The sequence below is a fragment of the Acinetobacter sp. YH18001 genome (assembly GCF_013416975.1).
GTDB classification, from domain to species: domain Bacteria; phylum Pseudomonadota; class Gammaproteobacteria; order Pseudomonadales; family Moraxellaceae; genus Acinetobacter; species Acinetobacter pseudolwoffii.
In genome coordinates, this window is the sequence record NZ_VPEU01000003.1 from 64,907 (window position 1) to 89,984 (window position 25,078).

Consider the following 25,078-nt stretch of genomic DNA (forward strand, 5'->3'; position numbering starts at 1 on the left):
TTAAGATTCGCCAAAGACCTGAATATTAAAATTACGAATCTTGTTGCTACCATTCGGCTGGTCGAAACTGACATCATACTGCACCAGATTATTTGGATAGGCAATTTCATAGCTGATCTTATATTGGCCAGGCTGGTTGGTTGCTTCTTCAATCTGCTTGGTCATTAAAGTTTTAGACTTGTACTCACCTTTCGGAATTGAACGTGAAAAGCGTTTCATCAGCTTTTCGTTGTCCTTAAACTGTGTTTGCAATTGCGGCTCTAGCTGATCCAGAAACTCGTCATATTTCCCATCACGCAAATCCTCATAGGCCAGCTGTGCTGCCTGTTCCTGCTCAGGACTTGGGTTTGGAATATTGTCCATTGAGTTACAGCCACTTAATGCAACTGCTGCCGCTAACAACATTGATTGGGTTTTCATCGCTTACCTTCATTCAGTCAAGATTTATAAAAAAGGACGCCGAAGCGCCCTTTTTATCAATAGAACACTTATTCTTCTACTGAGTTTTCACCATCTTTTTCAACATGTTCAGCTACTGTATCTGTTTCAGTCGCTACATCTGTTTCTGCTACTAAAGATTCTTCACCTTCAATCGCTTCAACAAACTCATCTTCTTCAACAGCTTCAACTGAAACCACACCAACCAGTAACTCTTCATTACCGAGACGGATCAGACGAACACCTTGTGCATTACGACCGGTTTGAGCCACTTCAGAGGCACGGGTACGAACCAAAGTACCGCCATCGGAAATTAACATCAGCTCTTTAGATGCATCAATCGCTACTGCACCGACCAACTGACCATTACGTTCTGAGGTCTTGAGTGCAATCACACCCTTACCGCCACGTTTCTTGGTCGGGAAGTCATCCACCGGGGTACGTTTACCATAACCATTTTCAGAAGCACACAATACTTCACCAGTTTCAGGGACAACGACTAAAGACACAATCCGGCTGATCAATGCTGAATCTGCAGCATCTTCATCATCAGACTCAATCTCAGTTTCTTCGCTTTCTTCCAGCAAGGCTGCTGCACCGATGGTCACGCGCATACCGCGCACACCTTTGGCTGAACGACCCATTGAACGTACATCAGTCTCTGCAAAGCGAATGGCTTTACCTTCGTTCGAGAACAACATGATTTGCTGTTCGCCGTCAGTAATCGCAACACCAATTAAAGTGTCATCGCCATTCAGTTCAATCGCACGTAAACCGTTTGAACGCACATTCGAGAACTGTTCAAGTTCTACACGTTTAATCGTACCGTATTCAGTCGCCATAAACACATAGAAGTTTTTACGAACCGCTTCAGCCTGCTGTGCAAAATCATTGATGATGTCATCATCAAGATCGGTCGTTGAAAGTTCTAAACCTAGCTCTTTCAATTGAACACGAAGTGCATCAGAAATATCATCCGCACCCTCTTCAGATTCAGCAAGTGCCGCTTCAAGTGCCGTAAAGTGACCATTAATCACTTCATTGCTTTGCAGTTGTGCAGCATTGGCTTTTACGAAGGCTTTGAAGTCCGCCAGACGTTCTTTGAATTTCTTCGGTGCATCAATCACCGGTAAAATTGCGGTAATGGTCTCGTTTTCGTCTAATGGCAACAAGTTCACCATTGGGCGACCTTTGGCACCACGTGATGCTTGTGGCACTTCATACACTTTCAGACGATAGACTTTACCAACGTTGGTAAAGCAAAGTACCGTCGCATGACTTGACGTCACAATCAGATGTTGAATGTAATCGTCTTCTTTCATGCTGGTCGCAGACTTGCCACGGCCACCACGACGCTGTGCGGCGTAATCAGACAATGGTTGAGTTTTCGCATAGCCTGTTTTTGAAACCGTCAGCACCATTTGCTCTTCAGGAATCAGATCTTCACGAGAGAAATCGATACGTGATTCAACAATCGACGTTTTACGTGCATCGCCATATTGCTGAAGAATTAACGCAAGCTCTTCACGAATCACGTTCATCAACAGATTAAAGTCATTTAAAATTGCAGTCAGTTCAGCAATTTGCGCCAGAATTTCGCTATATTCAGCATGTAACTTGTCTTGTTCAAGACCGGTTAAACGATGCAGACGCAGTTCCATAATCGCATTGACTTGGGTGGGTGACAGACGATAAATATCGCCATCCAGACCAAACGGACGACTTGGGTCTTCACCTTCAATCTCATCCGGACGTACAGAAACTGAGCCAGCTTTTTCTAGCAATGCCAATACACCGCCACCTGCCCACTCACCTGCCTGTAAACGCTCACGCGCTTCAGCCGGGTTTGCAGAACTTTTGATGGTTTCGATGATGGCATCAATATTCGCCAGAGCAACGGTTAAACCTTCCAAGATATGACCACGTTCACGCGCTTTGCGTAATTCGAACATGGTACGACGCGTTACCACTTCCTGACGGTGACGGATAAACGCTGCAATAATATCTTTCAGGTTCATCAGTTTAGGCTGGCCATTGTCCAGGCAGACCATGTTGATGCTGAAAGAGTTTTCAAGTTGCGTGTTCTGGAACAGGTTGTTCACGATCACTTCGGCATTTTCGCCACGTTTCAAGTCAATCGCGATACGCATACCGTCTTTATCCGACTCGTCACGCAGCTCGGAAATACCTTCCAGTTTTTTCTCTTTAACCAGTTCAGCAATACGCTCAATGGTTTTTGCTTTATTGACCTGATATGGAATTTCCGTAAACACGATCGTAGTACGGCCATTCTTTGGATCTTCTTCGAAGTGATACTTGCCACGGATGTGTAAACGGCCTTTACCGGTACGGTAGGCATCCACGATGCCCGATTTACCGTAAATAATACCGCCTGTCGGGAAGTCCGGACCAGAAATGTGTTCCATCAACCCTTCGATGCTGATCTGGGGATCATTGGCATAGGCCAGACACGCATTCACAACTTCAGTCATGTTATGCGGCGCCATATTGGTCGCCATACCCACTGCAATACCGGTTACACCATTAACCAATAAGTTCGGTACACGGGTGGGCATCACCTGAGGAATACGCTCAGAGCCATCGTAGTTGTCTTCCCACTCGACGGTATCTTTTTCAAGATCCGCCAAGAGTTCGTGGGTCAGTTTACGCATACGCACTTCGGTATAACGCATCGCTGCTGCGCTGTCGCCATCGACCGAACCAAAGTTACCCTGACCATCGACCAATTGGTAACGCAAACTGAAATCTTGTGCCATACGTACAATGGTTTCGTATACGGCAAAGTCACCATGCGGGTGATATTTACCGATCACGTCACCGACGACACGTGCAGACTTTTTATAAGCTTTGTTATAGTCATTGCCTAATTCGTGCATTGCGAAAAGCACACGACGATGAACAGGTTTTAAACCATCTCGTACATCGGGCAATGCACGTGACACAATCACGCTCATCGCATAATCGAGATATGAGCTTTTAAGTTCATCCTCAATGGCAATCGGTCTAATTTCCGATACGCTCATGCATACTCCTTATTCTACAAGCCAGTTTTGGCTTGTATTTATATGTCGTAAAACTAGCAAAATCATTAACTCAAACGACTGAGTTAAAAACTAAAATACAGCCCTAAATTATAGCATAAACACTTGTATTTTTGTGTCGAAATATTCAGCTTAACCTTGTTAATTATCTTCATTTTAGTGGTCATTTTCCTGTTATTTCAGCGTCAAAAACAAGTGCACCACATCCATATTTTTTCGCACCCGAAATATACATAAAAACAGCAGTGCAAAAAAAAGATGCACACACAAAATGGGCATCTTCCTTAGATTTAATCTGTCTTTTAATGCGCTTGATTCAGTACCTTGCGATAAGTCAGCACCGCCACAATCAATAGAATCGGCAATAGCATCTCCACCCCTTCCTCAATGGTCATGATCATGACCTGGGTATGTGGTATGAGCTGAATATTGAATTCCTCCCTGAGGGTTGACGTCGTGCGATCCAGAACCTTGCTCAGTCCGCCACAGGCAATGGTCAGGAAGATAAAAAAATGCGCAATATTCAAAGAATCTTTCATGCTGCGTATGGTGTTTACCAATTTTTTTGCCAGTACCATAAAGACAAAAATAATCCCGAGCAATAAAATAAAGCCCAGCAGCTTGTCCATGAGCGGAATTTCAGCACTGCGATAGAAATTGGTTTTAATAAAGCTGTCGTCAAACAGTCGCTTATGAAAGTCCATTTCCCTGAAGCCCAACAATATCGCAGCAGCAGCGGTAAATATCCGGGTATTCAGTTTAATTTCAGTATTTAGCAGACACAGCATGGCCAGCAAGTACCATAGCCAAGGACTAAGCACTTCAAAAGCGCCCGACTCACTGAATAAATACTGGGTTACTGACAGCGGTGCATTCAACGCAGTATGCACACAAATACTCACATAGAGCGCAATCAGCAGGAAACTAATAAACAGGATATGAGCGGTTCTGGAAAAGGACATGATCAAAGCAGGAGAAAAAGCAAAGCAGGATTTTATCACTTTTCATCCAAATCACATACTCTAGTTTCGACTGCCGAGTATCTTTAAAACTTTTCCAATAAAAAACGCCTCTTGGTACCGAGACTAAGAGGCGTTTTAAACTGTATTCAGGAATTAGATTTTAGAAACCAATTCAGGAATAACAGTGTTCAAGTCACCAACTAACCAGTAGTCAGCCACTGCATTGATTGGCGCTTCTTCATCTTTGTTGATCGCAACGATCACTTTAGATTCTTTCATACCGGCCAAATGCTGAATTGCACCAGAAATACCGACAGCGATGTACAGGTCAGGTGCAACGATTTTACCGGTTTGACCAACCTGCATATCGTTAGGAACGAAGCCAGCATCTACTGCAGCACGTGATGCACCTTGTGCAGCACCAAGCTTGTCCGCCAATGGATCAAGGATCGCGTGATAGTTCTCACCTGAACCCACACCACGACCACCAGACACCACAATGCGAGCAGCTGTTAATTCAGGACGCTCAGACTTCACGATTTCTTCGTTGATAAACTTGGAAATGCCTGCATCGCCAGCAACAGTCGCAGCTTCTACAGAGGCAGAACCGCCTTCAGCAGCAACAGCATCAAATGCTGTACCACGAACAGTTGCCAGTACGACATTTTCGCCCGACTCTACAGTTGCAATCGCGTTGCCTGCATAGATCGGACGCTTGAATGTTTTAGGACCATCGACTGCGATGATGTCGGTAATCATGCTCACATCAAGAAGCGCAGCTGCACGTGGCAAAATGTTTTTACCAGTCGTCGTAGAAGCAGCAAGGATATGTGTATAACCTTTGCCTAATTCAGCAACCAGTTTCGCTACGTTTTCAGCCAGCTGGTTTGCATAAGCAGCATCATCAGCAAGTACGACTTTGCTTACACCCGTAACTTTCGCTGCTTGATCAGCAACTGCTTGAGCGCCAGAACCAGCAACCAATACAGTGATATCACCACCGATTTTTTGCGCCGCAGCAACAACGTTTAAAGTAGCAGCGTTTAATGCTTTGTTGTCGTGCTCAGCGATAACTAAAATACTCATGATTTTTATCCTTCTGTATTAGATCACTTTCGCTTCGTTTTTCAATTTTTCTACAAGCTCGTCTACAGACTTCACTTGTACGCCAGCTTTACGCTCTGCAGGTGATTCAACTTTTACTGTTTTCAGTTTAGTTGTGGTCGTTACACCAAAATCTGCAGGCGACTTGTTATCAAGCGGTTTTTTACGCGCTTTCATGATGTTTGGAAGCGCTGCATAACGTGGCTCGTTCAAACGCAAGTCAGTGGTAATAATGGCTGGAAGTGCAAGTTCAACAGTTTGTAAACCACCGTCTACTTCACGTGTTACTTGTACTTTGTCGCCATCTACTTTCACTTCAGAAGCAAATGTACCTTGGCCCGCACCCATTAGAGCGCCAAGCATCTGACCAACCTGATTAGAGTCGTCATCAATGGCTTGCTTACCTAGAAGGATTAATTGTGGTTGTTCAGCTTCAACAACACCTTTCAGGATTTTAGCAATTTCTAGCGCACCGAGCTGGCTGTCATCAGCTTCAACCAGAATACCGCGGTCAGCACCAAGCGCCATTGCAGAACGGATCTGTTCTTGCGCTTCTTTAGGACCAATAGAAACAACAATGATTTCTGAAACAGTTCCTTTTTCTTTTAAACGAACCGCTTCTTCCACTGCGATTTCACAGAATGGGTTAATTGACATTTTAACGTTGGTTAAGTCAACACCACTGTTGTCCGGTTTAACACGAACTTTAACGTTGGCATCAACCACACGTTTTACAGCAACAAGAGCCTTCATGTAATCCTCGGCTGTTTTAGCAAATGTAAATGTTGAGAAAAGTTAGTGTAACTCTTCACTTAAATTTTTTTAGGTGCCCTATCTTGCAATGTGTACGGCATTTCGGTCAAGTCACAATTCAACAAAGAGCTGTAAAAATGCGTAAATTTACCTGAACGATGCGTTCACAATTAATTGTTATCCATTTATTACAATGAAATGTATAAACATTTACTTAAAATTTAAGCATTGATTTATATTATTTTTTTATTTGATTAGTCACATCAATAGTTCTGATTGAAAAGCTGTACGCAAAATAAAATGAAAGTAGTTGGCAGCAAAACTGGCAGGATGAACCCACAATCATATTTGTCATTTTAGACAGAAATCTTCTTTGAAACGGATTTGGCCCACTAAAAAGACCAATTGATTGAATAAGCAACCCGCTCACTTATAGATACGCCAGGAAAGTCATCTCTTTTTCAAGTGCTTTTAACTATAAAAAAAGCATACTGTGAAAAGTATGCTTTTTTGAATCGGGCTTAATTGATGATGAGCCAGCTTGCTGCAAGCGCCAATAAACCACCAGAAGTTCCGTCTACCCATTTTTGTTTACGTTCATCAATCTGGGTTTTCTGGCTGATTTTGCTGAACAAAATACTTAAGCCACAATACACCACAAAAATCAGACCAATAAAAATAAAGGACAGAATCAAACCTTGACTGACAGTATTGGCCGATTTATCAATAAACTGCGGCAAAATCGCAAAATAAATCAGCATGCCTTTCGGGTTTAATAACGCAGTAAAAAAACCTTTTTGAATCGGATTAGCTGATGTCTTTTTCTCAATGTTCAGCACACTTTTACTGAATACTGACTTGAACAGGCCAAAGGCCAGATACAGCAGATAAGCAATTCCGAGCCAGCGAATCGTTTCAAACAGCACCGGAAAGGACACAATAATCGCGGCAATTCCGAGTGCGACCAGAATCGAATGCACCAGATAACCACAACACACACCGACAGTCGCCATCATGCCTGCTTTTGCATCTTTACCCATCACTTGAGACAGGATAAATAACATATCGGGTCCAGGCGTAAAAATCAGGGGAAGCACGGTCAGTGCAAAGAGTACAAATACAGACATTTCCTTTTCCTTTCAAACTCCAGAAAGTGAAACAAGTATCTGCGATTTTTTACAAAATTGGCTTTCAATTTATTTTATAATAAGTCTTATTTTTCGAATATTATTCTAATTTATGAAAATATCCACCAAGTCTGTGCGGGTAAAACTTGATCGAATTGATAAAAATATCATTCGACATTTACAAGCCAATGGCCGTATTCAGAATAATGATCTGGCGCGGGAAATTGGACTTTCACCTTCCTCCTGTTTGCGGCGGGTCAAATTACTGGAAGATGCGGGTGTGATTCAGAATTACACCACCATTGTCGATCAACAGAAAATTGGCTTTCAGCTGATTTTGTTTTCACGGATTTGGCTGGTCGGTCAAGATGCTGAAACCATTGACACCTTTATTGAGGCCATGAAAGAACTGCCTCAAGTGATGGAGTGCTATATCATTTTGGGGGAAAGTGATGCCTTGCTGAAAGTCGTGGTGCCTGATCTAGAAAGTTACCGTAAATTCCAGTCGACACATCTGACTAAAAAAAATGGTATTACCAGTGTTAAAACCGATTTACCGAGTCAGATTATTAAACAGAGTTTCCAATTGCCTTTAGAGGATTTATAAACGAATGGATTAAGAGTGACGATGGCGTATTTTTAATTCCAGCGCTAAATAATCATAGCCAGCTTAAATCACCCGCTATGTTGCAGATAGATAGATCGCAAGTTTGACGATAAGAAAAATATCAGGTTGCCTTGTTTAAAGACAACCTTTTTCTTGAGTAAAGCCGAGATACTAGGGAGTTTAGGCAGTTGCTTGTGCTAAAAAATCACGATGAATATGGCTTAAATCCACCAATTCATAGTCTGATAATTCAAAAACTGTCCAAATCGCAATCGCATCTTCTTTTAAATCGACCGCTTGGGTGGCACGATTCGACACTTGCCACTGTAAATCAGAAATCCATAAATAGTATTGTCCTGTCATTGCATTAAATGCCTGAACTTTACCATCGGCATTAATCCCTTGAATGATGGCACCTTCAGGTAAAGTCGCTGCAAGACTCGGTAAGCTAATGTCCACAAAATGCTTGATTTGTCGCAAACCATAACCTGCAAACATTTCTTTTTGAGCTGCGCTTAACTGTGCATATTTTTGTTCTATATCTGCAATCACTATTGTGTCCATATCAATTCCCATCCGCCAAATGCTGAGACTTTGCTCAGTCATACTTCATTTTAAATATTAATTACTCGTTCTTGTTATACCTGAAATGGCGCATTTAACGAATAAGACAATAGTGAAATGCCCAACAGAACGCCAGCTTTCAGTTCAATTCCATTTTAAGATTTAAATATGAAAGTTTTATGCCAAAAAAATATATTCATGATTCTTACTTTCTACCACTTGGCGCATGATCAATCCTTTTTATGCTGTGCACGCGGATGCGCCTGATCATAAATTTGTGCCAGATGATCAAAATCGACGTGAGTATAAATCTGGGTGGTGCTTAAATTACTGTGGCCCAGCATTTCCTGAACCGCACGTAAGTCGCGGCTATTCGACAGCATATGACTGGCAAAGCAGTGACGTAACAAATGCGGATGTAAATCCACATTGACGCCTGCGCGCTGCGCCTGAAACTTGACCCGATTTTCAATTTGGCGTGCACCCAGTGGATTGCCCTTCTGGGTAATAAATACATTCGCTTCTGGCACAAAGTCGCCATTCCATAAAGGATAAACCTGCAACCAGGCCATGACACTTGCTTTGGCCTTGGAGCCGAAAGGCACGATCCGGGTTTTATTACCTTTACCAGTAATACGTAGCAACTGCCGGTTGAAGTCGATATCTTTGATTCTGAGGTTTTGTAATTCGGCCAGACGCAACCCACTGGAATACAGCAACTCCAGAATGGCTTTGTCCCGGAGCCACATTTGCTGCTGGATTTCATTTTCAGGCGCAGGCTGATCGATGATCTGATTCACGGTTTCAATGTCTACCATGCCCGGCAAAGGACGCGATTGGCGCTTTAACTGAAAATCATCCGCCGGATTAAAGGCGAGATGCTGGGCCTGCTCTGCCCATTTCATAAACTGGCGAATGGACGACAGCATGCGCTGAAGACTGCTGGGACTCAGCTGATGCTGTTCGACTTTTTCAGCCAGAAACTGGCGCAGGTCTGTGGCTTCTACATCATTTAAATTGAGCTGCTCACGCTGGCAAAACTCTAAAAAATCCGAGACATCACGAGCATAGGCCTGCAAGGTATGTTTAGACTGGTTCTGGATTTCACGTTCTTTCAGCCACATATTGAGCAAAAGTTGAGGGGGCACAGTCACTGCATGCTCCATTTAAAATTGCTCCAGATAATCTTGAATCAGTGCTGCCACCTGATCTGCATGAGTGTTGGCAAAGAAATGATTTCCGCCTTGGATGATATGCAGTTTTGCATGTTTAAATATTTTTTCTAAGTATTGTCCTACTTGAATGGTGCTTAGAGGATCATGATCTGCCCAAATTAGCAAAATGGGAATTTCAAGACCGGCGAGCTGATCAGGATTAAATTCAGTGTGATCTTGTACAAACCAGTTCGGTACTGCTTTAAACTGTTCACGATAATCTGTTCGCCAGTCGGCACAGTGAAATCTCTTCAAATTTAAACCGCCTGATGTCGCCAACAATACCAGCCCTTTGACTTTTTGCGGATGCTTAAGCGCTAACCCAACTGCCAGCACACCGCCCATCGACTGGGCAATCAGAATGGAGTCATCCTGAATCTGCCTATTTACTAGTTCTTGCAAATCATACAGGTTTTGAATGGCTACATTTGGCGTCACCCCATCAAATCCTGGATAGGCAATGACCTGCTGATCTGGATATTCGGTTAATGCTGCCCTTAACGGCTGCCAAAAACCTTGGCTGCCAGATGCACCCGGTAAAAATACAAGCTGATTCATGAAGGCATAATCATGCATATTAAATTTCAGTTTCATCCTAACATAAAAAAAGCACCGTTCTGAGCACGGTGCTTTTTTAAAACTTAATGCCGATTAACCCTGAAAATAACGCAAATCCAGACGCCCTTCATACACGGTCGCCGTTGGTCCGGTCATCCAGACCACATCGCCTTCTTTCCACTCGATCTGCAACTTGCCACCTGCCAGCTCGATTTCAACCTTGCTCGACAGCAGACCACGGCGCATCCCGGAAATGGCTGCGGCACAGGCACCTGTACCACAGGCCAGAGTCTCGCCGACACCACGTTCATATACACGCAAACGCGCATGTTTTTCATCAATGATCTGCATAAAGCCAGCATTGACCCGTGCCGGGAAACGCGCATGCGCTTCAACTTGTGGGCCAATACGTGCCACATCGGCAGCAATCACATCCGGTACAATCGTCACCGCATGTGGATTACCCATATTCACCACATCAATGCTCAGCTTTTCACCGCTAGCAAGCTCAATGTCATACAGGCTTTCCGCTGCATCGGCCAAAAATGGAATGTCCTGTGGCAGGAATTTCGGATAGCCCATATTGACCCGCACCCAGCCATTGGCACCCAATTCCGGTTCAACAATACCAGACTTCGTCTGTACCTTGATTTTGGTTTTGCTGGTCAGCTGACGGTCATGTACAAACTTGGCAAAACAGCGCACGCCATTGCCACATTGTTCTACTTCCGAACCATCGGCATTAAAAATCCGGTATTTAAAATCTGCACTCGGTACGTCTGGTGGTTCAACCACCAGCAGCTGATCAAAACCAATACCAAAATTACGATTGGCCAAGCGCTGAATGGTGACCGGATCCAAATAAGCGCGCTGGCTGATCAGATCAACCACCATAAAGTCATTGCCCAGACCATGCATCTTGGTAAATTCTAATAACATCTCGATTTAGTCCTTAAGGCAATAAACGCTCACGTTCCCAGAGTGATTCAATCGTCTCACGTTCACGAATCAAATGTGCCTGATCTGCATCAACCATCACTTCAGCCGCACGGCCACGGCTGTTGTAGTTTGAGCTCATCACAAAACCGTAGGCACCTGCGCCCAAGACTGCCAGTACATCATTTTCTTTGATTGCCAATTCACGCTCTTTACCGAGGAAATCACCGGTTTCACAGATCGCACCTACCACATCCCATTCTTTAGTTTCAGCATCATTACGCGGCGTCACTGGCTGAATGTCCATCCATGCTTCATATAAAGCCGGACGAATCAGGTCGTTCATCGCCGCATCAATGATGGCAAAATTACGATGATTGGTCGGTTTGAGCAGATCGACTTTGGTCAGCAATACACCCGCATTGGCAGAAATACTACGCCCCGGCTCCATATACACTTTCAGGCCCAATTTTTCTAATGCTGGACGTAGCGCATTGGCATATTCTTCAACCGATGGCGGGGTTTCATCTTTATAAGTCACCCCCAGACCACCACCAATATCGATGTGTTTGAGGTGGATACCCATTTCTTTGAGCTGGTCAATCATGACAATGACACGATCCAGCGCATCAACAAAAGGCTGGGTTTCGGTGAGCTGTGAACCGATATGACAGTCAATCCCGACCACATCCAGATTGGCCAGTGACGCCGCATATTGATAGGTTGCAAATACGCTATCAGATGGAATACCGAATTTATTTTCTTTTAGACCGGTTGAAATATAAGGATGGGTTTTGGCATCGACGTCCGGATTCACGCGCAATGAAATCGGCGCTTTAACATTCAATTCAGCCGCAACCTTTTGAATACGATCCAGCTCGGCATGAGATTCCACATTAAAGCAGGCAATGCCCACTTCTAAGGCTTTTTTAATATCTGCTTCAGTTTTACCCAGACCCGAAAATACAATTTTTGCGGCATCACCACCGGCTTTCAGTACACGTGCCAATTCACCGCCGGTCACAATATCAAAACCGGCCCCCTGTTTGGCCAATACATTCAATACCGCAAGATTGGAGTTGGACTTTACCGCGAAACAGATTTGATGATCGATAAAGTTAAAAGCACGGTCCATATCTAAAAAATGCTTTTCCAAGGTGGCTTTGGAATAAACATAGAGAGGTGTGCCAAATTGCTCTGCGAGCTGTTGTAATGAACATTGCTCAGCGTGCAATACCCCATTAATGCGGGTGAAACTCATGAAGGTATCCTTTCTTTGAAAGCGTTAAGGTGTAGTCGTTGAATCTGATGCTTCAGGCGCAGCAAACTGTTGTTGCACAGGGGCATCTCGTTCTTCATCGGAGGCTTTGGATTCAGCTTCGGTATTTTTATATAACAAATACTTGGCACGCTTGTCGTAATCTGGATCATTCGGCAAGTGCAACGCACCTGACTGCCCACAAGCTGCAAGAACAAGACTTGTCGCCAAGATACTGATGTAGCAAATGACTTGATGCATCTGACCACCTAATTGAATAGTGTTTCGATGAAGTATAACGCGATGATCACCATGACCAAAGCGCTAAAGCCTAGAGATTATCTTTAGCGATAAAAAAACGCCAGCAGATCGCTGACGTTTTTATTGATAAGGTTTATTTATGTTTCTGTTTATAGAAACCGAAATAGCCAATAACCAGAAGGATAAACCAGATCGGGCTGACCATCAGTGCTTGACGGGTATCGTCTTCCAGCGCCAACACCACGATCATGCTCAGGAAGAATACGATCACAATCCAGCAGGTCACCAGACCGCCCGGCAACTTAAAGGTCGATTTGGCATGCAATTCTGGACGTGTTTTGTAGTACACGATATAGCTCCAGATAATGATGATCCAGACACAGATAAACAGAATCGTGGATAAAGTCGTTGCTAAAGTGAAAGCGCGGACGGTATCTGGAACGAAATACTGTAGTGCTGCACCCAGCAACAAACATACCGCAGAGAAATACAAGGCATTTGCCGGAACTGCACGACGGTTTAAGCGACCAAAGGCAAGTGGTGCCTGCTCTTCACGCGACAGACCGAACAGCATACGACTGGTCGAGAATACCCCACTGTTCATCGATGACATCACCGAGGACAACACTACCAGGTTCATGATGATCGCAGCTGCGGCAATACCAGCCTGACTAAACAGGTTCACAAAGGGCGAGATATTTGGATCAATCTGATTCCATGGCGTTACCGACATCACAATCAAAAGTGCAAGTACATAGAAAATAATGATACGGATCGGAATCGAGTTCACTGCTTTCGGCAGGTTCTTTTCCGGATCTTTGGTTTCAGCTGCGGTCGTACCCACCAGCTCTACACCCACGAAGGCAAAAATCGCAATCTGGAACCCGGCCAGGAAGCCCATCGCTCCAGTCGGGAAGATACCGCCATGTGACCAGATATGACTAAATGACGCAACTGTGCCGGCATCCGAGGTAAACCCGGTAAAGACCATCCACAGGCCAACGGCAATCAGCACCACAATCGCGATAATCTTGACCAGAGCAAACCAGAATTCCATTTCACCAAACAGTTTGACCGTGACCAGGTTCAAACCCATGATAAACACAATCGCGGCAACGCTGATCATCACTCCTTCTTCAGGACTAAAGGGCAAGCCATTATTGAAGAATTGCAGGTAATAAATAATCGCGGATAGATCTGCGATCCCGATAGTGATCCAGCACAGCCAGTAGGTCCAGCCAACAAAGTATCCGGCCCAAGGCCCGATCAGATCCGTGGCAAAATCAATGAATGATTTATATTGCAAATTCGAGAGCAACAACTCACCGAGTGCACGCATTACCAGAAATACCATAAAACCGATGATCATATAGATCACCAGAATAGAAGGACCTGCGAGACTGATGGTCTTGCCCGAACCCATAAACAGGCCGGTTCCGATGGCGCCACCAATGGCAATAAGCTGTAGATGCCGATTGGATAAACTTCGCTGTAACTCACCGTGCTCTGCCGATGAACTGTTATATTTTTCTGACATTATTGATTTCAACTTCGAGTTTTACTCGCGACAAATTAACGTAAAAAAGCCTGAATACAAAAAGAAAAATCACATCATTTGTATTTTCTGCCTAAACTGTAAAGTTCATTTATTTTTCTTATATCTCACTTGCGCCAGCTTAACGCTTATTTTTTCGACGCCCGAGATTCAAGAAACTTCTTGTCAAAGCAGCAAAACCATGTAAAAACTAGAACACAATTCCGCCATTTTAAGTATTCAGGATGAATACCGATGGCACAATAATTGCTTTTTAATCAATATCTCGAATTACATAGACATGGATCAATAAGAAGAATTTTATGCAAAATTTACAAAGTTTAATGGAGACTTTAAGCGGCTGGGTCTGGGGCCCTTATATGCTGGTACTGATTGTCGGCACCGGGATATTCCTCACTTTCCGCTTATTGTTCTGGCAATTCCGTATGTTGCCACTGGCCTTCAAACAGGTCTTTGGCAAGCATCCCGAGCACTCAGGTGATATTTCCCAGTTCGCTTCACTGATGACCGCACTGTCTGCCACAATTGGTACCGGTAATATTGCCGGCGTAGCCACCGCCTGTGTGCTGGGTGGTCCGGGTGCGGTGTTCTGGATGTGGATGACTGCACTGTTTGGTATGGCGACTAAATACGGCGAAGGTGTCCTTGCAGTCAAATACCGGATTAAAAATGAAAAAGGTGAAATGTCGGGTGGTCCGATGTACTACATCGAACGTGGCCTGAAATGGAAATGGCTGGCGCTGATTTTTGCCTTGTTCGGGACACTGGCCTCTTTTGGGATCGGCAGTTCAGTGCAGTCCAATACTGTTGCACTGGCAGTTGAAAACAGTTTGGGGATCGAAACCTGGATGACCGGCATTATCATTACTGCCTTTTCAGCACTGGTGATTTTGGGCGGGATTAAATCGATTTCCAAGGCATCTTCGGTGATTGTTCCAATCATGGCGGTAGGCTATGTGGCTGGTGGTCTGGTCATTATTCTCAACAATTTAGAACTGGTAGCACCTGCACTAAAAATGATCTTCACCTATGCTTTTACTGGTGAAGCTGCAGTAGGCGGTGCGATTGGTGCGGCGATTCGTTATGGTGTAGCACGTGGGGTATTCTCGAATGAAGCCGGCATGGGCTCTGCACCGATTGCAGCCGCAGCAGCAAAAACCGACCATCCTGCCCGTCAAGGTCTGGTCTCTATGACCGGTACTTTTATTGATACCATTATTGTCTGTTCAATTACTGGTATTGTTCTGGTGATGGGCTACATCATGGCCGGTAATTCATTTGGTGATCAGACCGGTGCAGTACTGACGATTGGCGTGTTCGACAAACTCCTGCCCGGTGTCGGTGGCTGGGTGGTCACCTTCGGAATTATTTTCTTTGCTTATTCCACGATTTTAGGCTGGAGCTACTACGGCGAAAAATGTGCCACTTACTTGCTCGGCGAAAAGTTCGTTCTACCCTATCGTATTATTTATATTGCATCGGTTTTTGTCGGCTGTATCGCGACACTGGATCTGGTCTGGTTATTTGCCGATACCTTTAATGGTCTGATGGCGGTTCCCAACCTGATTGCATTGCTGTTATTGTCTGGCGTGATTGCCAAGGAATCGAAAGACTTCATCGCAAGACGTAAATCTGGTGAACTTTATTAACCGCCTTATTGCTTAAATCCCGAACCAAGAGAATAAAAAGCCACATCAATTGTGGCTTTTTATTATTAATTTTATTCGAAATCCAAATCCAATATTCATGTTCTATGAGCGTAAACCGCCCCATTCTGGTAATTTGCCGTCAGATTCGAGTTCAAGTGCCAGCCCTAAAGATAAAACAAAAAACTGAATGCCTTCAATTTTCATATTGCCCTGATCATCTTCCAAGTACTCGCTCAGTTTTTGATAAGTTTTATGCTGCAGGTCAAAAGGTACATCCAGATATAGACTGCCCGAATACACGTCACTGCGGACTGTGGGCTCAATGCCCAAACACGGTATATAACGGATACCCTGTTGCTCTAACCAGCCGATAAACATTTGCCGAACCGAGTGAGCGTCCTGATCTGGGTATACATACTGTTCAAAATGCACAAACAGCACATCACGGTTTTTTTCACGTGCGATCGCATCAATATGTTTCAGCAATTGTGACAAGATCTGTTCCATTTCAGCATAACAAGACGGGCATTATAGACGGCGTTGATACACAACATCCGAATAAGCACAAATAAAAACGACAAGCCTTGTCGTAAAAACCATGATTTCTCAGGTGAAAGGCTTGGTTTTAGATCACATTCACCGCTATGCTGTCAGTCAATTTCAATCGCTTCATCTTAAAATATGGCTAAAGCAAAAAGTGTCTATCGTTGTGAACAATGTGGTGCAGATCATCCGAAATGGTCGGGACAATGTTCGGAGTGTGGGGAATGGAACAGCCTGACTGAGGTCAGCATTGCACCTGCGGTTACACATCGGGCTCAGCCAAAAATCGCGGGTGGATATGCAGGTCAGGCATCCACAATCACCACCTTAAATCAGGTCTCAGTCTCGCATGAAACACGCTTACCGACCGGTATCAGTGAGTTTGACCGGGTTCTGGGTGGCGGACTGGTGACGGGTTCAGTGGTTCTGATCGGTGGTGATCCCGGCATTGGTAAATCAACCATTTTGCTGCAAACAGCCACGCATATGGCCTCTGCCAAAAATCCGGCCTTATATGTCACCGGCGAAGAATCCCTGTCTCAGGTCGCATTACGTGCCCAGCGTCTGGATCTGCCAACCGATCAGCTCAAGGTCATGGCAGAAACCTGTGTCGAACGCATTTGTGAAGTATTGGCCCAGCAACGTCCTGCCGTCGCAATTCTGGACTCAATTCAAACCCTGTATACCGAGACCTTACAATCGGCTCCAGGTGGAGTCTCGCAGATTCGTGAATCCGCTGCCCTGCTGACCCGCTTTGCCAAAAACAGCGGTACCTCTTTATTTCTGGTCGGCCACGTCACCAAAGAAGGTGCATTGGCAGGCCCACGCGTACTTGAGCATATGGTCGATTGTGTGCTGTATTTTGAAGGTCAGTCCGATTCACGTTACCGGATGATCCGTGCCGTCAAAAACCGTTTTGGCGCGGTGAATGAACTCGGGGTGTTTGGCATGACCGACAAAGGGCTGCGCGAAGTGTCCAATCCATCTGCAATATTTTTAAGCCGTTATGATGAAGCGATTCCGGGCTCGATTGTCATGATCAGTCGTGAAGGCACGCGTCCACTCCTGGTCGAAGTACAGGCTTTGGTCGATGATGCGCATGGCCAACCAAGACGTGTAGCACTTGGCCTGGATCAGAACCGCCTGAATATGCTCTTGGCCGTCATGCATCGGCATGGTGGTGTGCAAACCTCAGGTCAGGATGTGTATGTCAATATTGTTGGTGGTCTTAAAATTACAGAAACCGGCTCCGATCTGGCGGTACTTCTGGCCTGCGCTTCCAGTATTCGTGGCAAGGCCTTACCACAACAACTGGCTGTTTTTGGGGAAGTCGGGCTGTCTGGTGAAATTCGTCCCGTGCCAAATGGACAGGAACGTCTGAAAGAAGCGATCAAGCATGGTTTTAAATACATTATTGTGCCGCGTGGCAATGCACCGCAAAAAACCATTGCAGGCGTGCAAATTATTGCTGTTGCCCGTTTGCATGAAGCCCTGAGTGAAGCCATGTCTTTAAGTGATGAGCTAAATTAAGCATCAGGCAGTGAATTTGCAGTAAAGCGCAAAAAAATACAGATTTTTGATTGAAATTCCACACAAAGCCTATATAAATAGACTGTACAAATAGGTTTTATTCTCATAGGAAAAATGAATGCAAGTTCGACAGCGCGGTTTGATTACAGGTATCTTGACAGCAGTATTATTGGTTGCGCCTTTTGCTGCTGAAGCAAAACGTGCCGGTGGCGGTAAAAGTCACGGTATGCAACGTTCTGCACAGCCTACCCAATCTTATCAACAACCTCGTCAAGCTGCGCCTGCTCAACAAGCGCCAGCTGCCGGTGCTGCAACCCAGCAAAAATCTGGCCCAGGTGTGGGTGGTATGGTTGCTGCCGGTGTAGCGGGTGCTGCGATTGGTGCCGTAGCTGCCAATGCATTGGCCGATGATCAAAGTGTGGCAGCGTCTGAAGCTCAGGCGGCTCCAGCAGAAGAGGAAAAAGGTGGTATTCCAGGCTGGATCTGGATCCTGCTTGCTGCTGCTGTTGCCTTCTTCATTTTCCGTAAGATGGGCGCAAAAAAAAAAGTAGCTTCTAATCCATTTGCACCAAATAGCGGTGCTGGTAATACAGCACCTTTTGGTCAAGCACCGACTGCACCTCGCGGTGGTGACAATAGCAATATCTTTGGTCAGAATGTTGGCGGTCAAACGCCAAGCACTAATGCACCGTTTGGTTCTGCGCCGGCAAATACTGCGCCTTTCGGCACGGCTTATACCCAAAGCGGCAGCCAGTTACCGGATGGTACTGAACCTGCCGCGTTCTTGCGTGTCGCACGTCAGCGTTTTAACCACATTCAGTCTATGAATACGGCAAGCAATATTTCGGAAATTCAGCGTTACCTAACTCCTGATCTTTATCAGTCAATGCGTAATGACATCATGAGCAATCAGGATCAGGATGTTGCCGAGTTTTCAAATCTGAATGCCATGGTGGTAGATTCATCGACTGACAATGGTCAGTATATTGTCAGCGTGCGCTTTACCGGTACGGTAAGCGAAGACTTGAACAGCTTGCCACAACCGTTTGCAGAAATCTGGCATTTCACTAAACCAGCAGGTTCAAATGAGGACTGGGTGGTTGCAGGTATTCAGCAAGACTAATTCTGAACAGATAATATTTAGACAGCGGCTTTCGAGCCGCTGTTTTTATTTTTAAAGCTTATATTTTTTAATACCCCCCCTTTTAGCCTATCCAATAGTTCTTTTTATTTTTCATATAAATAGTTTGATGTTTCGTATTTAAAATATAAACAATAATTGTTATCATTCGCATCGAAATAGCTTAACAAGTTTAATAGATAGAATTTTCGATGATGAGTAGTCCGAATATGCATGCAATAGCGACTGAAACAGTTACTGCACCGAGTCCATCGAGCAAAAATAAAGTTAAAGCAAATCTGCTGGTTTATCGTGGGATGATTTTATATCGCTTTCTTCTGGCTGGTGTCGGCGGTTATATGCTTGCCTCGCTGGCTGCCATCGTGATTGCCCAGATGTTTATGGATGCAGGAAGCAGTGCTGCCATGTCAGCCACCCTGATTGGTTTTAGCCTGAATACCGCAGCCTTTATTTGGGTATTTATGGTCAACAAAACTATCAAGGCAACGCTCGGAATCGTAATTCCCAGTGTTTTGCTCTATATCAGCTATAAATTCCTAGGAAATTAAGATGAGAGTAGATGCAAAACAGGAAGGGCCACGCCAGTCGATGTCATGGTTGCATACCTGGGCCAGTCTGATTTTAGGCTGGCTTTTATATGCGATTTTTTTAACTGGAACTTTAAGTTTTTTCCAGAATGAAATCAGCATCTGGATGAAACCGGAATTTCATCAGTCAGTCCCACAAAAGTCCCAAATCGAACAGACCCGTGTCGCATTGGCTTATCTGCAACAGCATCATCCGGATGCCGGCAGCTGGGCGATTCAGCTGCCTAACTCACGCCAGAATACCACCATACTGAATATTCGCGGTGCCGGTGAAGATCCGCGTGCCCGTCGTGGCGGTACCCGCCTAACCATTGACAGTGCAACCGGTGAAGTGCTGCAAGCCCGTGAAACACGCGGTGGTTCATTCTTATACCGTTTTCATTTTGAACTGTACGGACTGCCCCGAATCTGGGCGCGCTGGATTGTCGGCATTGCAACCTTGCTCATGCTGGTGGCGATTATCAGCGGTGTGATTACCCATAAGAAAATTTTTAAGGATTTCTTTACTTTCCGTCCTGGCAAAGGTCAGCGCTCCTGGCTGGATGCCCATAATGCAACGGCGGTATTTGCCCTGCCGTTTCATATCATGATTACCTTTAGCGGTTTGTTACTGCTGCTGTTTACCCTGATGCCTTGGGGTGTCAGCCAGATTTATGAAAATCGAGGCGCATTTCTGCAAGATCAACGTAAGAGCTTGATTCAGGACAATAGCGTTCAGGCTGAATCCGGTGATAGTGACCAGCGTCGACCGCGTAGTGAGGGAGAGAATCGTGGTGAACGTGGTGATATGTCTGCACGGGGTGAAGCTCGCCGTTCGCGTGGCGATGCGTCACCTGCCCGCCCTGCGCCATTGGCAGACTTAGCGCCCATTCTTGCAGCAGCAGAAAAGCAATGGAAAAACAATCCGGTTGCTACAATTAACATCATCCAGCCAAATACCGCCAAAGCTGAAATTGAACTTCGTGCCTTAAATGGGGTCAGCGTAGCCTATCGTAATGTTTATCCGAGTCTGGCTTTCAATGGCGTGACGGGTGAATTAAAGCCGGATCAAACCACACTGAAAACACCTTCAGTTGCAAACGGTATTTATAACGTATTTACCACATTGCATGAAGCACGTGGCGTGGACTTGGCTCTACGCTGGTTATTGTTCATGTCTGGTGTGGTCGGCACATTCATGATTGCGACTGGTTTGATTCTGTGGTGTGTCAAACGCGCACCACAACAACAAAAGCAAGGCTATAAATCTTTTGGTTATCGTCTTGTGGAAGTGACTAATATCGCGGCAATTATCGGTTTACCGATTGCCTGTGCTGCCTACTTTTATGCCAACCGTTTTATTCCGGCAGACATGGACATGCGTTTGAACTGGGAAATTCGCAGCTTCTTTATCGCGTGGTTGCTGACCTTAGTTTATGCCATGATTCGTAGCAATCGTCAGGCCTGGCTAGAGCTGCTCCTGCTTGCAACAGCAGCATTTGCCCTACTCCCAATTGTAAACTTCCTGACCGGCGGTCAGGCAATCTGGAACAGCATCATGCATGGTCAGTGGATGATTGCTTCTTTTGATCTGGCGATGTGGGCGCTTGCAATCCTGTTCTGGTTTGCATTCAAGAAAGTAAAAAACCATAAAGGCTTGCCGCCTAAAAAATCCAAAGTGATGCTCAAGGAGAATCAGGCATGATGTTCTTCTTATTGATTTGGGCTTTGACTTCTCTCGGTTTATTTGCACTTGCCGCGTCGATGTCCAAACATCAGAAACAGATCTTTGCTAAAGAGCTAGATGCTTCCAAAACCAGAATGGCCAGCATTCTTGGCTGGGTGATATTAACGATTGCGCTCATCCTGTGCCTGTTCGCAGGTACAATCAGTAACATGATCAGTTATTGGCTGGGCAGTTTAACTTTTGCAGCATTGGTCGTTGGTTTAAGCCTGAGCTATCTGGAAAGTAAAATTAAAGTAATCGCCTCAATCTGTGTGGTAATCGCCGTGATTTCAGCAATCATTTGCTTGGTCTAAAGTTCTATTTTCCCCATCCTCATTTGAAAAGCTGATCTTCGGATTGGCTTTTTTAATTTAAACCTTTAGTCTACGCATAATATTTTTGAGATGTTGATATGACCCAGCGTGTTTCTCCCTCTGCTGCCCTGACCAATCTTGCCTTAGCAGGCAATGCTGAAGCGCAATTTGAATTGGCTGAACTGTATATGCAAAGCGAGCATGATGATGACATCATTCTGGCTGAAGAATGGGGATTGAAAGCTGCCAACGGCGGACTGGTTGATGCGATGTACTGGTTAGGTGAAGGTTATACCGTTTATGCCAAAGAACTGGCTGAAGAAGATCCAGAAGAATCTAAAGCTCACTTTGAGTTAGCCTATTACTGGCTAAGTAAGGCCAATATCGAGAAGCACCCTGCTGCGACTTTAGAGTTGGCCGGTTTCTACCGTCGTGGTGATGTAATTGAAAAAGACGTGGAAAAATCGATTGCTTTGGTCAAACAAGCCGCGGAACTTGGCGAAGTTCAAGCGATGCGTGATCTTGCATTCATTTATGCCAATGGTTTAGGCGTAGATGGCGATGAAGAACAGGCTGAGTTCTGGACCAATAAAGCAGATGCTGCTGAAGCTAAATAAGTAAGAAAAGCCCGTCAGATGATGGGCTTTTTATTATAAAAATAGTCTGGCTCAATTGAAAAAGCACCTATATATTAGTCATTAATATTAATAAAATTCTGATAACAATATGGTTTACCAAGCAACAGTATTAAACGTAATGATCGCTTCACCAAACGATGTCGCAGAAGAAAGACGACTTGTTCGTGATGCAATCTATGAATGGAATGCAATTCATTCTAAGCAATTTAATGTAATGTTAAATCCTATCAGATGGGAAACTCATGTAGCACCTGAAATGGGTAATAGGCCTCAAGAAATTATCAATAAAAGTATTCTCAATGATGCCGACATTCTGATTGGAATATTTTGGACTCGATTAGGTACAGACACTGGGGAATACGCCAGCGGCACTGTAGAGGAAATTTCCAGACATATCGACTCTCAAAAACTGACTTCAATTTATATCTGTGATAAACCTATTCCCCCAAGTCAAATTACTGAACAATATCAAAAACTACAAATTCAAATCAGGGAGTGGAAGCCAAGTGGCGTACTAGAATTTTACAATGATTTATCTATTTTTAAGCAAAAAATTAAAGATCATTTATCTCTTCATATCCAGCAAAATACATACATTCAAAATATCTTAAATAATCTAAAAATCATTGATTTCAAAAACCCTAAACTCTTAAAACAAAAAAATGAATTAAGCGAGAGAATGATGCAACTTTTACTAAGTGCTGGTGAACGCGAAAGTGAAATTCAATTTTTACAAAATATTGATTCTACCCAACTGCATGCTGGCGATTTACATTTGAATTTAAATAGCCAAAGAGAAATTGCTCAATGGAAAACGGCTATCACTGATCTAAAGAAATCAGGATTTATTAATGATCTTGGCAACAATGGTAGGCTGTATGAATTAACTGGTTTAGGCTGGAATACTTTTGATCAACTAAAAGCTCAAAGCTTAGAAAACAATTAATATTATCTTTTTTCAACTTGGCTCATTCATAGAATCCAAGTACAATACTGCGCTAGTCGAGGGATGCTGCGACGTTTTACAGGCACTAAATGTAAAATCGCTAGGCTCGACCATCGGTCAGACATTCGTTCTGATCAACAACGGCATCCGCGAACAGAACGATCCAATCTATTTTTTCCTAGGAGATCCTGATGAACGCGGTTACTGCTTCATTTACAGATTACAAAGTTGCTGATATTTCACTTGCTGATTACGGCCGTAAAGAAATTAAACTTGCAGAAGCTGAAATGCCAGCCTTAATGGGTCTGCGTAAACGCTATGCTGCTGCTAAACCACTTGCTGGCGCTAAAATCTTGGGTTGTATCCACATGACAATCCAAACTGCTGTTCTTATTGAAACACTGGTTGAATTGGGCGCCGAAGTTCGCTGGACTTCATGTAACATCTTCTCGACTCAAGATCACGCTGCTGCTGCAATCGCGGCTGCGGGTATTCCTGTGTTTGCCTGGAAAGGCGAAACTGAAGAAGAATACATGTGGTGTCTTGAACAACAGATCAATGTCAATGGCAAACCTTGGGATGCCAACATGATTCTTGACGATGGCGGTGATTTAACGCTACTTGTTCACGAAAAATACCCAGAAGTGATCGCTAAAATCCACGGTGTCACTGAAGAAACAACGACAGGTGTTCAACGTCTGTATGAAATGCTTCGTGATGGCACTTTAAAAGTTCCTGCAATCAACGTAAACGATTCAGTAACGAAATCTAAAAACGACAACAAATACGGTTGCCGCCACTCACTCAATGATGCCATCAAACGCGGTACAGATATGCTTTTATCTGGCCGTCGTGCGCTTGTAATTGGTTACGGTGACGTAGGTAAAGGTTCTGCTCAATCACTTCGTCAAGAAGGCATGATTGTACGCGTCACTGAAGTTGATCCAATCTGCGCAATGCAAGCATGCATGGACGGTTACGAAGTTGTTTCTCCATACAAAAATGGCGTACAAACTGGCAAGAAAGAAGACGTGAATCTTGATCTTCTTCAAAACACTGACCTGATCGTGACTACAACGGGTAACTACCACGTGTGTGACTCAGCAATGCTTGATTCATTAAAAGCGGGCGCTGTTGTATGTAACATCGGTCATTTCGATACTGAAATTGATACAGCTTACCTACGTGGCTACAAGTGGGTTGAAGTGAAACCTCAAGTACACCAAGTGTATCGTTCAGAAAATGAAAATGATTACCTGATCCTTCTTTCTGAAGGTCGTTTGGTAAACCTTGGTAATGCGACTGGTCACCCATCACGTATTATGGATGGTTCATTTGCCAACCAGGTATTGGGTCAAATGCATTTATTCGCTGAGAAATTTGCTGATCTTCCAGAATCTGAAAAAGCTGCGCAAATTCGTGTAGAGCTTCTTCCTAAGAAATTAGACGAAGAAGTCGCTGCTGCAATGGTTGCAGGTTTTGGTGGTGTTCTGACTCAATTAACTCAAGAGCAAGCGGATTACTTAGGCGTTGCTGTTGAAGGTCCGTTTAAATCTGAGACTTATAAATACTAATTGCCCTCACCCCATCCCTCTCCTGAGCGTGCTTCAAGCACAGCTTTGAAGT

24 protein-coding genes are annotated in these 25,078 nt (G+C 44.4%); 10 read left to right on the forward strand and 14 right to left on the reverse strand.

What is annotated here, in order from left to right:
- From FTV48_RS01960 to FTV48_RS01985, 6 genes are all read right to left on the reverse strand, one after another.
- Entirely contained in the window at positions 1-420 is a 420-nt protein-coding gene (locus FTV48_RS01960) for a hypothetical protein (RefSeq protein ID WP_005169984.1), read from the reverse strand.
- A 68-nt stretch (positions 421-488) separates the two neighbouring features.
- Complete coding sequence (gene gyrA / locus FTV48_RS01965) at positions 489-3,482, reverse strand: DNA gyrase subunit A (protein WP_179999233.1); 2,994 nt, start codon at positions 3,480-3,482, stop codon at positions 489-491.
- 320 nt (positions 3,483-3,802) lie between these two features.
- Positions 3,803-4,462 (reverse strand): hypothetical protein, encoded by a 660-nt coding sequence (locus FTV48_RS01970; protein ID WP_100355612.1) that lies wholly within the window; start codon positions 4,460-4,462, stop codon positions 3,803-3,805.
- 153 nt (positions 4,463-4,615) lie between these two features.
- Positions 4,616-5,548, reverse strand: a complete 933-nt coding sequence (locus FTV48_RS01975) for an FAD-binding protein (protein ID WP_179999235.1) — start codon at positions 5,546-5,548, stop codon at positions 4,616-4,618.
- An 18-nt stretch (positions 5,549-5,566) separates the two neighbouring features.
- A complete protein-coding gene (locus FTV48_RS01980) occupies positions 5,567-6,319 on the reverse strand; it encodes an electron transfer flavoprotein subunit beta/FixA family protein (RefSeq protein WP_005097655.1) in 753 nt (250 codons plus the stop codon).
- Positions 6,320-6,840: 521 nt separating this feature from the next.
- Positions 6,841-7,446 (reverse strand): LysE family translocator, encoded by a 606-nt coding sequence (locus FTV48_RS01985; RefSeq protein ID WP_100329074.1) that lies wholly within the window; start codon positions 7,444-7,446, stop codon positions 6,841-6,843.
- A 112-nt stretch (positions 7,447-7,558) separates the two neighbouring features.
- Here FTV48_RS01985 and FTV48_RS01990 point away from each other — a divergent pair, with 112 nt between their 5' ends.
- Positions 7,559-8,053, forward strand: a complete 495-nt coding sequence (locus FTV48_RS01990) for an Lrp/AsnC family transcriptional regulator (protein ID WP_005265834.1) — start codon at positions 7,559-7,561, stop codon at positions 8,051-8,053.
- A gap of 180 nt (positions 8,054-8,233) precedes the next feature.
- Here the strand turns inward: FTV48_RS01990 and FTV48_RS01995 are convergent, their stop codons facing one another.
- The 7 genes from FTV48_RS01995 to FTV48_RS02025 all read right to left on the reverse strand — a co-directional run bounded on the left by FTV48_RS01995 (position 8,234) and on the right by FTV48_RS02025 (position 14,381).
- Complete coding sequence (locus FTV48_RS01995) at positions 8,234-8,617, reverse strand: hypothetical protein (protein WP_005265835.1); 384 nt, start codon at positions 8,615-8,617, stop codon at positions 8,234-8,236.
- Between the two features lie 230 nt (positions 8,618-8,847).
- Positions 8,848-9,783: a site-specific tyrosine recombinase/integron integrase gene (gene xerA / locus FTV48_RS02000; protein ID WP_005169981.1), complete on the reverse strand. Its 936-nt coding sequence runs from the start codon at positions 9,781-9,783 to the stop codon at positions 8,848-8,850.
- A complete protein-coding gene (locus FTV48_RS02005) occupies positions 9,784-10,389 on the reverse strand; it encodes an alpha/beta fold hydrolase (protein ID WP_227523632.1) in 606 nt (201 codons plus the stop codon).
- Positions 10,390-10,482: 93 nt separating this feature from the next.
- Positions 10,483-11,328 carry a diaminopimelate epimerase gene (gene dapF / locus FTV48_RS02010; RefSeq protein WP_074383380.1) on the reverse strand — a complete coding sequence of 282 codons (846 nt, stop codon included), beginning with the start codon at positions 11,326-11,328 and terminating at the stop codon, positions 10,483-10,485.
- A 13-nt stretch (positions 11,329-11,341) separates the two neighbouring features.
- Positions 11,342-12,586, reverse strand: a complete 1,245-nt coding sequence (gene lysA / locus FTV48_RS02015) for a diaminopimelate decarboxylase (RefSeq protein ID WP_005097661.1) — start codon at positions 12,584-12,586, stop codon at positions 11,342-11,344.
- 24 nt (positions 12,587-12,610) lie between these two features.
- A complete protein-coding gene (locus FTV48_RS02020; protein WP_005097662.1) occupies positions 12,611-12,844 on the reverse strand; it encodes a lipoprotein in 234 nt (77 codons plus the stop codon).
- Positions 12,845-12,977: 133 nt separating this feature from the next.
- Positions 12,978-14,381, reverse strand: coding sequence for an amino acid permease (locus FTV48_RS02025; protein WP_005097664.1), 1,404 nt, complete (start codon positions 14,379-14,381; stop codon positions 12,978-12,980).
- A gap of 320 nt (positions 14,382-14,701) precedes the next feature.
- Between FTV48_RS02025 and FTV48_RS02030 the strand changes: the two genes are divergently transcribed.
- Positions 14,702-16,048 (forward strand): sodium:alanine symporter family protein, encoded by a 1,347-nt coding sequence (locus tag FTV48_RS02030; RefSeq protein ID WP_005097666.1) that lies wholly within the window; start codon positions 14,702-14,704, stop codon positions 16,046-16,048.
- Positions 16,049-16,150: 102 nt separating this feature from the next.
- Here the strand turns inward: FTV48_RS02030 and FTV48_RS02035 are convergent, their stop codons facing one another.
- Complete coding sequence (locus tag FTV48_RS02035) at positions 16,151-16,555, reverse strand: hypothetical protein (RefSeq protein ID WP_005169959.1); 405 nt, start codon at positions 16,553-16,555, stop codon at positions 16,151-16,153.
- A 174-nt stretch (positions 16,556-16,729) separates the two neighbouring features.
- On the opposite strand from FTV48_RS02035, the gene radA reads away from it, so the two are divergent.
- From radA to ahcY, 8 genes are all read left to right on the forward strand, one after another.
- Positions 16,730-18,121 carry a DNA repair protein RadA gene (radA, locus tag FTV48_RS02040; RefSeq protein ID WP_159138228.1) on the forward strand — a complete coding sequence of 464 codons (1,392 nt, stop codon included), beginning with the start codon at positions 16,730-16,732 and terminating at the stop codon, positions 18,119-18,121.
- A 118-nt stretch (positions 18,122-18,239) separates the two neighbouring features.
- A complete protein-coding gene (locus FTV48_RS02045; protein WP_179999237.1) occupies positions 18,240-19,244 on the forward strand; it encodes a Tim44 domain-containing protein in 1,005 nt (334 codons plus the stop codon).
- A gap of 209 nt (positions 19,245-19,453) precedes the next feature.
- Positions 19,454-19,810, forward strand: a complete 357-nt coding sequence (locus FTV48_RS02050) for a hypothetical protein (protein WP_034608454.1) — start codon at positions 19,454-19,456, stop codon at positions 19,808-19,810.
- A 1-nt stretch (position 19,811) separates the two neighbouring features.
- Positions 19,812-21,533, forward strand: coding sequence for a PepSY domain-containing protein (locus tag FTV48_RS02055; RefSeq protein ID WP_179999239.1), 1,722 nt, complete (start codon positions 19,812-19,814; stop codon positions 21,531-21,533).
- The gene (locus FTV48_RS02060) at positions 21,530-21,868 is read left to right on the forward strand and encodes a DUF3325 domain-containing protein (protein ID WP_100329080.1); all 339 of its coding nucleotides are present in this window, start codon (positions 21,530-21,532) and stop codon (positions 21,866-21,868) included. The genes FTV48_RS02055 and FTV48_RS02060 overlap by 4 nt, the downstream gene beginning before the upstream one ends.
- Positions 21,869-21,966: 98 nt before the next feature.
- Positions 21,967-22,485, forward strand: a complete 519-nt coding sequence (locus FTV48_RS02065) for a tetratricopeptide repeat protein (protein ID WP_179999241.1) — start codon at positions 21,967-21,969, stop codon at positions 22,483-22,485.
- Positions 22,486-22,594: 109 nt separating this feature from the next.
- Positions 22,595-23,452 (forward strand): DUF4062 domain-containing protein, encoded by an 858-nt coding sequence (locus FTV48_RS02070; protein ID WP_179999242.1) that lies wholly within the window; start codon positions 22,595-22,597, stop codon positions 23,450-23,452.
- Positions 23,453-23,643: 191 nt separating this feature from the next.
- Complete coding sequence (gene ahcY, locus FTV48_RS02075) at positions 23,644-25,026, forward strand: adenosylhomocysteinase (RefSeq protein ID WP_179999245.1); 1,383 nt, start codon at positions 23,644-23,646, stop codon at positions 25,024-25,026.
- Positions 25,027-25,078 lie beyond the last annotated feature (52 nt).

What these genes read in the sequence shown, in the direction of transcription:
- FTV48_RS01985 (WP_100329074.1), bottom strand. Translation starts at nt 7,446, where the DNA reads ATGTCTGTATTTGTACTCTTTGCACTGACCGTGCTTCCCCTGATTTTT.
- FTV48_RS01960 (WP_005169984.1), bottom strand. Translation starts at nt 420, where the DNA reads ATGAAAACCCAATCAATGTTGTTAGCGGCAGCAGTTGCATTAAGTGGC.
- lysA (WP_005097661.1), bottom strand. Translation starts at nt 12,586, where the DNA reads ATGAGTTTCACCCGCATTAATGGGGTATTGCACGCTGAGCAATGTTCA.
- dapF (WP_074383380.1), bottom strand. Translation starts at nt 11,328, where the DNA reads ATGTTATTAGAATTTACCAAGATGCATGGTCTGGGCAATGACTTTATG.
- ahcY (WP_179999245.1), top strand. Translation starts at nt 23,644, where the DNA reads ATGAACGCGGTTACTGCTTCATTTACAGATTACAAAGTTGCTGATATT.
- FTV48_RS02065 (WP_179999241.1), top strand. Translation starts at nt 21,967, where the DNA reads ATGACCCAGCGTGTTTCTCCCTCTGCTGCCCTGACCAATCTTGCCTTA.
- FTV48_RS02020 (WP_005097662.1), bottom strand. Translation starts at nt 12,844, where the DNA reads ATGCATCAAGTCATTTGCTACATCAGTATCTTGGCGACAAGTCTTGTT.
- FTV48_RS02035 (WP_005169959.1), bottom strand. Translation starts at nt 16,555, where the DNA reads ATGGAACAGATCTTGTCACAATTGCTGAAACATATTGATGCGATCGCA.
- FTV48_RS02070 (WP_179999242.1), top strand. Translation starts at nt 22,595, where the DNA reads ATGGTTTACCAAGCAACAGTATTAAACGTAATGATCGCTTCACCAAAC.
- FTV48_RS01970 (WP_100355612.1), bottom strand. Translation starts at nt 4,462, where the DNA reads ATGTCCTTTTCCAGAACCGCTCATATCCTGTTTATTAGTTTCCTGCTG.
- FTV48_RS02025 (WP_005097664.1), bottom strand. Translation starts at nt 14,381, where the DNA reads ATGTCAGAAAAATATAACAGTTCATCGGCAGAGCACGGTGAGTTACAG.
- FTV48_RS01990 (WP_005265834.1), top strand. Translation starts at nt 7,559, where the DNA reads ATGAAAATATCCACCAAGTCTGTGCGGGTAAAACTTGATCGAATTGAT.
- FTV48_RS02045 (WP_179999237.1), top strand. Translation starts at nt 18,240, where the DNA reads ATGCAAGTTCGACAGCGCGGTTTGATTACAGGTATCTTGACAGCAGTA.
- gyrA (WP_179999233.1), bottom strand. Translation starts at nt 3,482, where the DNA reads ATGAGCGTATCGGAAATTAGACCGATTGCCATTGAGGATGAACTTAAA.
- FTV48_RS02060 (WP_100329080.1), top strand. Translation starts at nt 21,530, where the DNA reads ATGATGTTCTTCTTATTGATTTGGGCTTTGACTTCTCTCGGTTTATTT.
- FTV48_RS01995 (WP_005265835.1), bottom strand. Translation starts at nt 8,617, where the DNA reads ATGGACACAATAGTGATTGCAGATATAGAACAAAAATATGCACAGTTA.
- FTV48_RS01980 (WP_005097655.1), bottom strand. Translation starts at nt 6,319, where the DNA reads ATGAAGGCTCTTGTTGCTGTAAAACGTGTGGTTGATGCCAACGTTAAA.
- FTV48_RS02030 (WP_005097666.1), top strand. Translation starts at nt 14,702, where the DNA reads ATGCAAAATTTACAAAGTTTAATGGAGACTTTAAGCGGCTGGGTCTGG.
- FTV48_RS01975 (WP_179999235.1), bottom strand. Translation starts at nt 5,548, where the DNA reads ATGAGTATTTTAGTTATCGCTGAGCACGACAACAAAGCATTAAACGCT.
- FTV48_RS02050 (WP_034608454.1), top strand. Translation starts at nt 19,454, where the DNA reads ATGATGAGTAGTCCGAATATGCATGCAATAGCGACTGAAACAGTTACT.
- radA (WP_159138228.1), top strand. Translation starts at nt 16,730, where the DNA reads ATGGCTAAAGCAAAAAGTGTCTATCGTTGTGAACAATGTGGTGCAGAT.
- FTV48_RS02055 (WP_179999239.1), top strand. Translation starts at nt 19,812, where the DNA reads ATGAGAGTAGATGCAAAACAGGAAGGGCCACGCCAGTCGATGTCATGG.
- xerA (WP_005169981.1), bottom strand. Translation starts at nt 9,783, where the DNA reads ATGGAGCATGCAGTGACTGTGCCCCCTCAACTTTTGCTCAATATGTGG.
- FTV48_RS02005 (WP_227523632.1), bottom strand. Translation starts at nt 10,389, where the DNA reads ATGAATCAGCTTGTATTTTTACCGGGTGCATCTGGCAGCCAAGGTTTT.